Genomic DNA, 8,561 nt, shown 5'->3' on the forward strand with positions numbered 1-8,561 from the left:
GTGGCCTCCTGGACTGCTGCCGTCCTCAGGCGCGCAGTCGCAGACCTCGTGGTGTGGCCAGGAAGCCGGCGGCCTCCAGGGTGCGGCCCAGCGGCGAGGTGAGGGAGGAGACGCCGTTGGTGCGCTCCACCGTGACCGTGCCGAGTGTGCCCGCGCGGGCCGTCGATGCGAGCGCCCCAGCCGCGGCGTGCAGCGCCGGGTCGGCGGGATCGGTGGGCCACGCGAGCAGGGACTTGCCGCCGCGCTCCATGTAGAGCGTCAGCTCGCCGTCCACCAAGACCACCAGCGCGCCCGCCTTACGCCCCGGTTTGTGTCCCGCGCCGTCCGGAGACTCCGGCCAGGGCAGAGCGGCGCCGTACGCGTTGGCAGGATCGGCCGCAGCGAGGACCAGCGCACGGGGAGCGGAACCGGGGTCCGCGCGGTCGCGTGCCGTGGAGGCTGCCCTGAGCCGGTCCACCGCACCGTCCACGGCGAACTGGGCCGCCCCCAGTCCCTCGACGACATAGCCACGGCGGGCCTGCCCGCTGTCCTCGAACGCGGCGAGGATGCGATAGACCGCCGAGAAGCCGCCCTCGACGCCTTCGGCCTGCACCGCACCACGGGTCACCACGCCGTGGCGGTCGAGGAGCGTCCGGGCCAGGGCGTGCGCACGATGGGTCGGCTCGGTCTCGGCCGGGGGCAGCAGGGACCAGCGCCCCGACACCGTCGGCGGACCGGTGCGGGACGCGGGCCGGGCGGCCGCGGTCAGCGTCCCGTAACGGCCGCGCGGCACATTGCGTCTCGCGCGGTGCGCGGTGGAGCCTGCCGTGCGCCCCGAGCCGAGGAGCGAACGGAGGGGGGCGAGCGTGTCGTTGGTGAGACGCCCGGACCAGACCAGGTCCCAGAGCGCGTCTGCCAGGTGCGGATCGGTGCAGTCCGGGTGGGTGGTGGCCCGGACCTGATCGGCGATCTGCCGGAAGAAGAGCCCGTACCCGCCGGACAGGACGGCGAGCACCGACTCGTGCAACGCGGTCTCCTCCAACGGGTGGGGCGGAGGGAGGAGCAGCGGCGCGCTGTCGGCGAGGTAGACGGAGAGCCAGCCGTCCTTTCCGGGAAGGGCGCCCGCGCCCGCCCAGACGACCTCGCCGGTGGTGGTGAGCTCGTCGAGCATCGCGGGGGTGTACCCGGTGACCCGGCTCGGCAGGATCAGCTTCTCCAGCGCGGACGCGGGCACGGGGGCGCCCTGCAACTGTTCGATGGCGCGGGCCAGCCCGTCGATCCCGCGCAGGCTGTTGTCGCCGAGGTGCTGCCACTGGGGGAGGAAACCGGCCAGCGCGGCGGGCGGAACCGGCTCCAGCTCCTGCCGGAGCGAGGCGAGCGAACGCCGCCGTAGCCGCCGCAGCACTGTGGCATCGCACCACTCCTGACCGATGCCCGCAGGGTGGAACTCGCCCTGGACGACACGGCCGGACGCGGCGAGCCGCTGCAGCGCGCCGTCCGTGACAGCTGTGCCGAGACCGAAACGGCCGGCCGCCTGAGTGGAGGTGAACGGGCCGTGCGTACGGGCATAGCGGGCGAGGAGGTCGCCGAGTGGGTCCTTGACCGGCTCGGTGAAGGCCTCGGGAACACCCACCGGAAGCGCTGTGCCGAGTGCGTCGCGCAGCCGGCCCGCGTCCTCGACGGCCGCCCAGTGCGCGGCTCCGCCGATGCGGACCTGGATGGCGCGCCTGGACGTCGCCAGCTCCGGCGCCCATGCCGGCTCTGCGCCGCGCTCCACCAGTTCGGCGTCGGTGAGGGGGCCGAGGACGCGAAGCAGGTCGGCCACCCCCTCGACGTCCTTGATCTTCCTGTCGTCCGTCAGCCACTGGAGTTCCCGTTCGAGCTCGCCCAAGACGTCGGCGTCGAGCAGCTCGCGCAGCTCCGCCTGGCCGAGCAGCTCGGCCAGGAGATGGGAGTCGAGAGACAGGGCTGCCGCACGCCGCTCGGCGAGGGGGGAATCGCCCTCGTACAGGAACTGAGCCACGTAACCGAAGAGGAGCGAGCGGGCGAACGGCGACGGCTCGGGCGTGGTCACCTCGACCAGACGGATGCGGCGTGCCTCCAGATCACCCATCAGCTCGGTGAGGCCGGGAACGTCGAACACGTCCTGCAGACATTCGCGGACGGCTTCGAGGACGATCGGGAACGAGCCGAACTCGGAGGCCACCTGCAGCAGCTGGGACGCGCGCTGACGCTGCTGCCACAGCGGGGTGCGCTTTCCCGGGCTGCGCCGGGGCAACAGCAGGGCACGTGCGGCGCATTCGCGGAACCGGGAGGCGAACAGGGCCGACCCGCCGACCTGTTCGGTGACGACCTGGCTGATCTCGCTCTTGTCGAACACCACGTCGGCGGCCCCGACGGGGGGCTGCTCGCTGTCGTACCCGGTGGTGGGGAACGCGGAGTCGGCACCACCGCGCGCCGGGGCGCCGCCGGACCCGTCACCCGGGTCCGTCTGGACCGGATCGAAGTCGAGGAGGTCAAGGCCCATCAGGTCGGCGTCGGGCAGGCGCAGCACGATGCCGTCGTCCGCGTGCATCACCTGTGCGTCCATGCCGTACCGCTCACCGAGCCGGGCGGACAGGGCGAGTGCCCATGGGGCGTGCACCTGGGCGCCGAACGGCGAATGCACCACGACCCGCCAGTCGCCCAGCTCGTCCCGGAACCTCTCCACGAGCACGGTGCGGTCGTCGGGGACGTGGCCGCAGGCCCGGCGCTGCTCGTCGAGGTAGGAGAGGATGTTGTCCGCCGCCCAGGCGTCGAGCCCGGCGGCGAGCAGCCGCAGCCGGGCGTCCTCGGCCGACAGCCCGCCGAGCTCCCGGAGGAACGCGCCCAGGGCACGGCCCAGCTCCAGTGGGCGGCCCAGCTGGTCGCCCTTCCAGAACGGCAGCCGGCCCGGGACCCCGGGGGCGGGTGAGACCAGGACCCTGTCCCTGGTGATGTCCTCGATCCGCCAGGACGTGGTGCCCAACGTGAAGACATCGCCGACCCGGGACTCGTAGACCATCTCCTCGTCCAGCTCACCGACTCGCCCGCCGCCCTTCTTCGGGTCCGCGCCGGCCAGGAACACGCCGAAGAGCCCGCGGTCGGGAATGGTGCCGCCCGAGGTGACGGCGAGCCGCTGGGCGCCGGGGCGGCCCGTGACCGTCCCGGTGACGCGGTCCCACACCACCCGGGGACGCAGCTCCGCGAAGGCGTCGGAGGGATAGCGTCCGGCGAGCATGTCGAGCACGGCGGTGAACGCCGATTCGGGGAGCGAGGCGAACGGGGCCGCCCGCCGGGCGAGGGCGAGCAGGTCGTCGGCCTGCCAACTGTCGAGCGCGACCGTGGCGACGATCTGCTGGGCGAGCACGTCCAGGGGGTTGGACGGGATCCGCAGGGCCTCGATGGCGCCCTCACGCATCCGCTCGGTGACGACGGCCGCCTGCACCAGGTCGCCTCGGTACTTGGGGAAGACGACTCCGGTGGACACGGCACCGACCTGGTGCCCGGCGCGCCCCACCCGCTGCAGCCCTGAGGCCACGGACGGTGGGGACTCGACCTGGATCACCAGGTCGACCGCGCCCATGTCGATCCCCAGCTCCAGGCTGGAGGTCGCCACCACGGCGGGCAGCCGGCCCGCTTTGAGGTCCTCCTCGACCTGGGCGCGCTGCTCCTTGGACACCGAGCCGTGGTGCGCGCGGGCGAGAAGGGGCGGCGCCCCCTTAGCGGCCCCGGACTGGGCCATGATCTCGGCGGGGGCGTGGGCCTCGGGCAGGGGCCCACCGGCCCCCGGACCGTCCTCGAACGCGGCGCCGGTCGCCCGCTCGTAGGCGATCTCGTTCAGCCGGTTGCACAGGCGCTCCGCCAGCCGCCGGGAATTGGCGAAGACGATCGTGGAGCGGTGCGACTGCACCAGATCGGCGATCCGCTCCTCGACATGGGGCCAGATGGACGGCTTCTCCGCCTGCCCGCCCTCGTCGCCCGTGGCGGGGGAGCCGCTCAGCTCACCTAGATCCTCCACGGGAACCACGACGGAGAGGTCGAACCGCTTGGTGGACGGGGGCTGGACGATTTCCACTCGCCGCTGCGGCGACAGGAACCGCGCGACCTCGTCGACCGGGCGGACGGTCGCCGACAGACCGATACGCCGCGCGGGCCGTGGCAACAGCTCGTCCAGACGCTCCAGGGAGACAGCGAGGTGGGCACCGCGTTTGGTGCCCGCGACGGCGTGTACCTCGTCCACGATCACCGTCTCGACCCCGGCCAGAGCGTCCCGGGCCGAGGAGGTGAGCATCAGAAAGAGCGATTCGGGAGTGGTGATCAGGATGTCCGGCGGTTTCGTCGCCATCGAGCGGCGCTCGGCCGGAGGGGTGTCGCCGGAACGGATCCCCACCCGCACCTCAGGCTCGGGCAGGCCCAGACGCACCGACTCCTGACGGATCCCGGTCAGCGGCGACCGCAGATTGCGCTCCACGTCGACGGCGAGAGCCTTCATCGGTGACACGTACAGCACCCGGCAGCGCTTCTTCGCCTCGGCAGGCGGCGGGGCAGCCGCCAGTCGGTCCAAGGAGGCGAGGAAGGCGGCGAGCGTCTTACCCGATCCGGTCGGCGCGACGACCAGCACGTCCGAGCCCTCACCGATGGCCCGCCAGGCGCCCTCCTGCGCCGCGGTGGGCGCGTCGAAGGCGGCCGTGAACCAGCTCCGGGTCGCGGGCGAGAACGAATCGAGTGCGGATCCTGCCATGCCCCCCATCGTGCACCCCGCCACTGACAACGGCCGGTGGACGTGTGTGCCGCTCACCTTCCTGGGCGTCGGCCATGGGCCCGGACCTGCGAGAACGCGCGTATGGCGGAGGTGGACACGACACAGGAACGGGCGAGGCGCCGGCCGTACGCGGAGCTGCCCGGCCTCGAACCGCACCGTGCCCGGTGCGTCCGCCGTGCTCCGACTGCACTGTGCACGGAGGAGGCGGCACCGTGGTCATGATCACCCGGAAGTGCCGTGTACCGCCCGTCACCTTCCACCCCTGAGAGACCGCTCCGGAGCGGGCCGGATCAGCGCGGTGAACGGCCGTACGCGCGAAGGGTCCGCAGAGCCGTGAGCGTCACGATCGGGCGGCCTTCCAGAGCTGTTCCGGGCGCCCAACGGCGCCAGTTGACCGGCCACCCGCCGTCCTCCTGCTGTTCGGCCGCCAGATGATCCAGGGAGCGCTCCAGCTCGCTGTCGCTGAACCAGCGGCGGGCGAGCGACCCGGGCGTGCGGGCGTAGTCGTACGGGAAGTGGTGTTCCGCCGGGGCGTAACCGGCCGCCGGCGGGTACTCCTGGCGGCGCCGCGGATCGAGCACCACCAGCCGCTGCTCACGCACCAGTTGCCCGAGCCGGTCGGCTGCCGCCTCGGCACGCGCACGGTCGGGGACGCCGTCCAGGAAGGCGACGGCGGCCTCGATCTCGTACGGATGGGACCGCTCCAGGGCGTCGACGGCGGCCCAGCAGAAGTCGGTGGCCCGGAACAGCCAGGCATGCCACACCTGATTACGGTGCAGCAGCCCGACCACCGGTCCGGTCGCCAGCAGTTCGGCGGGAGGGTCGTCGACGACGGGGATGAACGGCGCTGTCGGGTAGCCGCGCTGGGACGGGTGGAGCGCGGGCAGCGCGCCTTCCTTCGTCGACACGTCCGTCAGATAGCGACAGATCCGCTCGACGCGCTGACCGCCGCAGCCCCCGATCGAGTCGAGCACGCTCAGCGCGTGAGCGGTGTGCAGCGGCTGACTCACCGGGCCGCGAAGATCGGGTTCGAGCGCGTGACCGTAGCCGCCGTCCTCGTTGCGATAGGCGGCCAGCGCGGTTTCGACGCTGTCCGCGCTTCCTTCCAGGAAGAGATGGGCGAACCGCCGCTGTTCGAGGACGCGTGCGGTGAGCCAGATGAACCGCTCGGCGCGGGCGAGAGAGTGTGCTCCGGTTCCAGCCATGAACCGACCGTAGAGGGGAAGAGACCGCCGACAGGGCCCTCCCGGCCCGGCTGCACTCTCAGGAGCGGGATACTGAGGTCATGCGGTTGACGATTTTCTGGGAACGGATGGCGGATCATTTCGGCGAGACGTACGCCGACTCCTTCGCACGCGATCACGTCATGGCGGAGCTCGGCGGCCGTACGGTCCACGAGGCCCTGGCCGCCGGCTGGGAGGCCAAGGACGTCTGGCGCGGCGTCTGCTCGGCGGTCGGGGTCCCCGCGGACAGGCGCTGAGCGACGAGTCCCGCACACCGGCACGACCGCTGTACCGTGCCGGCCCGGACGGTCCTGACAGGGCGGGCGCGGGTTGCCGCCGCGGTGAGCGAGACTTGTCCCGTGGCACCGACAGACGAGACCGCCCAGACCCAGCCGCCAGCCCCGCCTCCCGCACCACCGAATCCGCCGCCGTCCGGTGCCGGCCCCGTCCGCATGCCCGGCTGGCTGCCGCGCGCGATGGTCATGGCACTGGCGCTCTACGGGTGCTTCCAGCTGGGCAGCTGGGCCTTCTACCAGCTCATCGGACTGCTGACCAACGCCCTCATCGCCTTCTTCCTGGCGCTGGCCATCGAGCCGGCCGTCAGCCGCATGGCCGGGCGGGGGATACGCCGGGGACTCGCCACCTTCCTGGTCTTCCTCGCCGTGCTGGTCGCCGGTGTGGGTTTCGTCGTCCTGCTCGGCTCGATGCTCGCCGGACAGATCGTCGAGATGGTCGACGAGTTCCCCGAGTACCTCGACTCGGTGATCAACTGGGTCAACCAGACCTTCCGCACGGAGCTCTCCCGGGTCGAGGTGCAGGACAGCCTGCTGCACTCCGACTGGCTCCAGAAGTACGTGCAGAACAGCGCGACCGGCGTACTCGACGTCTCCACCACAGTCCTCGGCGGACTGTTCCGGCTGTTGACGATCTTCCTGTTCTCGTTCTACTTCGCCGCCGACGGCCCCCGGCTGCGGCGCGCGCTGTGCTCCGTACTGCCGCCCTCCAGGCAGACCGAGGTGCTGCGAGCCTGGGAGATCGCGGTCGACAAGACCGGTGGCTACATCTATTCGCGCGGACTGATGGCGCTCGTCTCGGGCGCGGCCCACTACGTCCTGCTGGTGGTCCTCGGTGTGCCCTACGCACCGGCACTGGCGGTCTGGGTCGGCCTCGTCTCGCAGTTCATCCCCACGATCGGTACGTACCTGGCAGGCGCGCTGCCCATGCTGATCGCCTTCACCGTCGATCCCTGGTACGCGCTGTGGGTGCTCGGCTTCGTCGTGGTCTACCAGCAGTTCGAGAACTACGTGCTGCAGCCGAAGCTCACGTCCAAGACGGTGGACATCCATCCCGCGGTCGCCTTCGGTTCGGTGGTCGCGGGCACCGCGCTGATGGGGGCGGTCGGTGCGCTCATCGCCATCCCGGCGGTCGCGACGCTCCAGGCCTTCCTGGGCGCGTACGTGAAGCGTTACGACGTGATGGACGACCCGAGGGTGCAGGGCGGCCACCGCTGGCAGCGTGGCGAGCACGAGCCGGTGCTGCAGCGGATCCGCCGCGCGGTACGGGGCGGAGGCGGCTCGGGCGGCGGCTCGGGCGGCGACGGCCGACTCGGCCAGTAGCCGATGGCATCGACCTGATTGACGTGCCCGTCGGCGACCGTTGTACGCGGCTGCTCTCGGTCGTGTCGGCCCGGCGTGGTGTGCTTGACACTGAAATCGAACATCCATTCTCATGGGATTCCGGCCGGGTTTTGCCGGACCCGACCGTGGAGTTGTCCACAGGCCGGGAGGACGCCGAGGCCCATTGTCAGTGGCAGGGGTTAGCGTCTTTCACGTGAAGCGATCGACTCAAGCAAATCGGGTGGAACCCATGGCAGGAAACGACCGCGAGAAGGCGCTGGACGCCGCACTCGCACAGATTGAACGGCAATTCGGCAAGGGCGCCGTGATGCGCCTCGGTGAGCGGCCGAACGAGCCCATCGAAGTGATCCCCACCGGATCCACGGCGCTCGACGTCGCGCTCGGCGTCGGTGGTCTGCCGCGCGGCCGCGTGGTGGAGGTGTACGGACCGGAGTCCTCCGGCAAGACGACGCTGACGCTGCACGCCGTGGCGAACGCGCAGAAGCTCGGCGGCTCGGTGGCGTTCATCGACGCGGAGCACGCTCTGGACCCCGAGTACGCCAAGAAGCTCGGCGTGGACATCGACAACCTCATCCTCTCGCAGCCGGACAACGGCGAGCAGGCGCTGGAGATCGTGGACATGCTGGTCCGCTCCGGCGCGCTGGACCTGATCGTGATCGACTCCGTCGCGGCCCTGGTGCCCCGTGCGGAGATCGAGGGCGAGATGGGCGACTCGCACGTCGGTCTGCAGGCCCGCCTGATGAGCCAGGCGCTCCGCAAGATCACCAGCGCGCTCAACCAGTCCAAGACCACCGCCATCTTCATCAACCAGCTCCGCGAGAAGATCGGTGTGATGTTCGGCTCCCCGGAGACCACGACCGGTGGCCGGGCGCTGAAGTTCTACGCCTCGGTGCGTCTGGACATCCGGCGTATCGAGACGCTGAAGGACGGCACCGACGC

5 protein-coding genes are annotated in these 8,561 nt (G+C 71.3%); 3 read left to right on the forward strand and 2 right to left on the reverse strand.

The annotated features are described in order from the left end of the window. Positions 1 to 25: 25 nt before the first annotated feature. Both ABT001_RS33710 and ABT001_RS33715 read right to left on the reverse strand, forming a co-directional pair. Positions 26 to 4,741 carry an Lhr family ATP-dependent helicase gene (locus ABT001_RS33710; protein ID WP_351285284.1) on the reverse strand — a complete coding sequence of 1,572 codons (4,716 nt, stop codon included), beginning with the start codon at positions 4,739 to 4,741 and terminating at the stop codon, positions 26 to 28. A 311-nt stretch (positions 4,742 to 5,052) separates the two neighbouring features. Further along, positions 5,053 to 5,967 carry a hypothetical protein gene (locus tag ABT001_RS33715; protein ID WP_351285286.1) on the reverse strand — a complete coding sequence of 305 codons (915 nt, stop codon included), beginning with the start codon at positions 5,965 to 5,967 and terminating at the stop codon, positions 5,053 to 5,055. 80 nt (positions 5,968 to 6,047) lie between these two features. On the opposite strand from ABT001_RS33715, the gene ABT001_RS33720 reads away from it, so the two are divergent. The 3 genes from ABT001_RS33720 to recA all read left to right on the forward strand — a co-directional run. Next, positions 6,048 to 6,242, forward strand: a complete 195-nt coding sequence (locus ABT001_RS33720; protein WP_351285288.1) for a DUF3046 domain-containing protein — start codon at positions 6,048 to 6,050, stop codon at positions 6,240 to 6,242. 195 nt (positions 6,243 to 6,437) lie between these two features. Next, on the forward strand, positions 6,438 to 7,601 hold the full coding sequence (locus ABT001_RS33725) for an AI-2E family transporter (protein WP_351285292.1): 1,164 nt from the start codon (positions 6,438 to 6,440) through the stop codon (positions 7,599 to 7,601). Positions 7,602 to 7,851: 250 nt separating this feature from the next. Beyond that, positions 7,852 to 8,561: recombinase RecA (gene recA / locus ABT001_RS33730; RefSeq protein ID WP_351285290.1), on the forward strand; the 710-nt coding region annotated here is incomplete at its 3' end.

Source organism: Streptomyces sp. NPDC002793 (assembly GCF_040295485.1).
GTDB lineage: Bacteria > Actinomycetota > Actinomycetes > Streptomycetales > Streptomycetaceae > Streptomyces.

Bases quoted from the DNA above. Each gene is read 5' to 3' on its own strand.
- ABT001_RS33710 (WP_351285284.1), bottom strand. From the start codon at position 4,741: ATGGCAGGATCCGCACTCGATTCGTTCTCGCCCGCGACCCGGAGCTGG.
- ABT001_RS33715 (WP_351285286.1), bottom strand. From the start codon at position 5,967: ATGGCTGGAACCGGAGCACACTCTCTCGCCCGCGCCGAGCGGTTCATC.
- ABT001_RS33720 (WP_351285288.1), top strand. From the start codon at position 6,048: ATGCGGTTGACGATTTTCTGGGAACGGATGGCGGATCATTTCGGCGAG.
- ABT001_RS33725 (WP_351285292.1), top strand. From the start codon at position 6,438: ATGCCCGGCTGGCTGCCGCGCGCGATGGTCATGGCACTGGCGCTCTAC.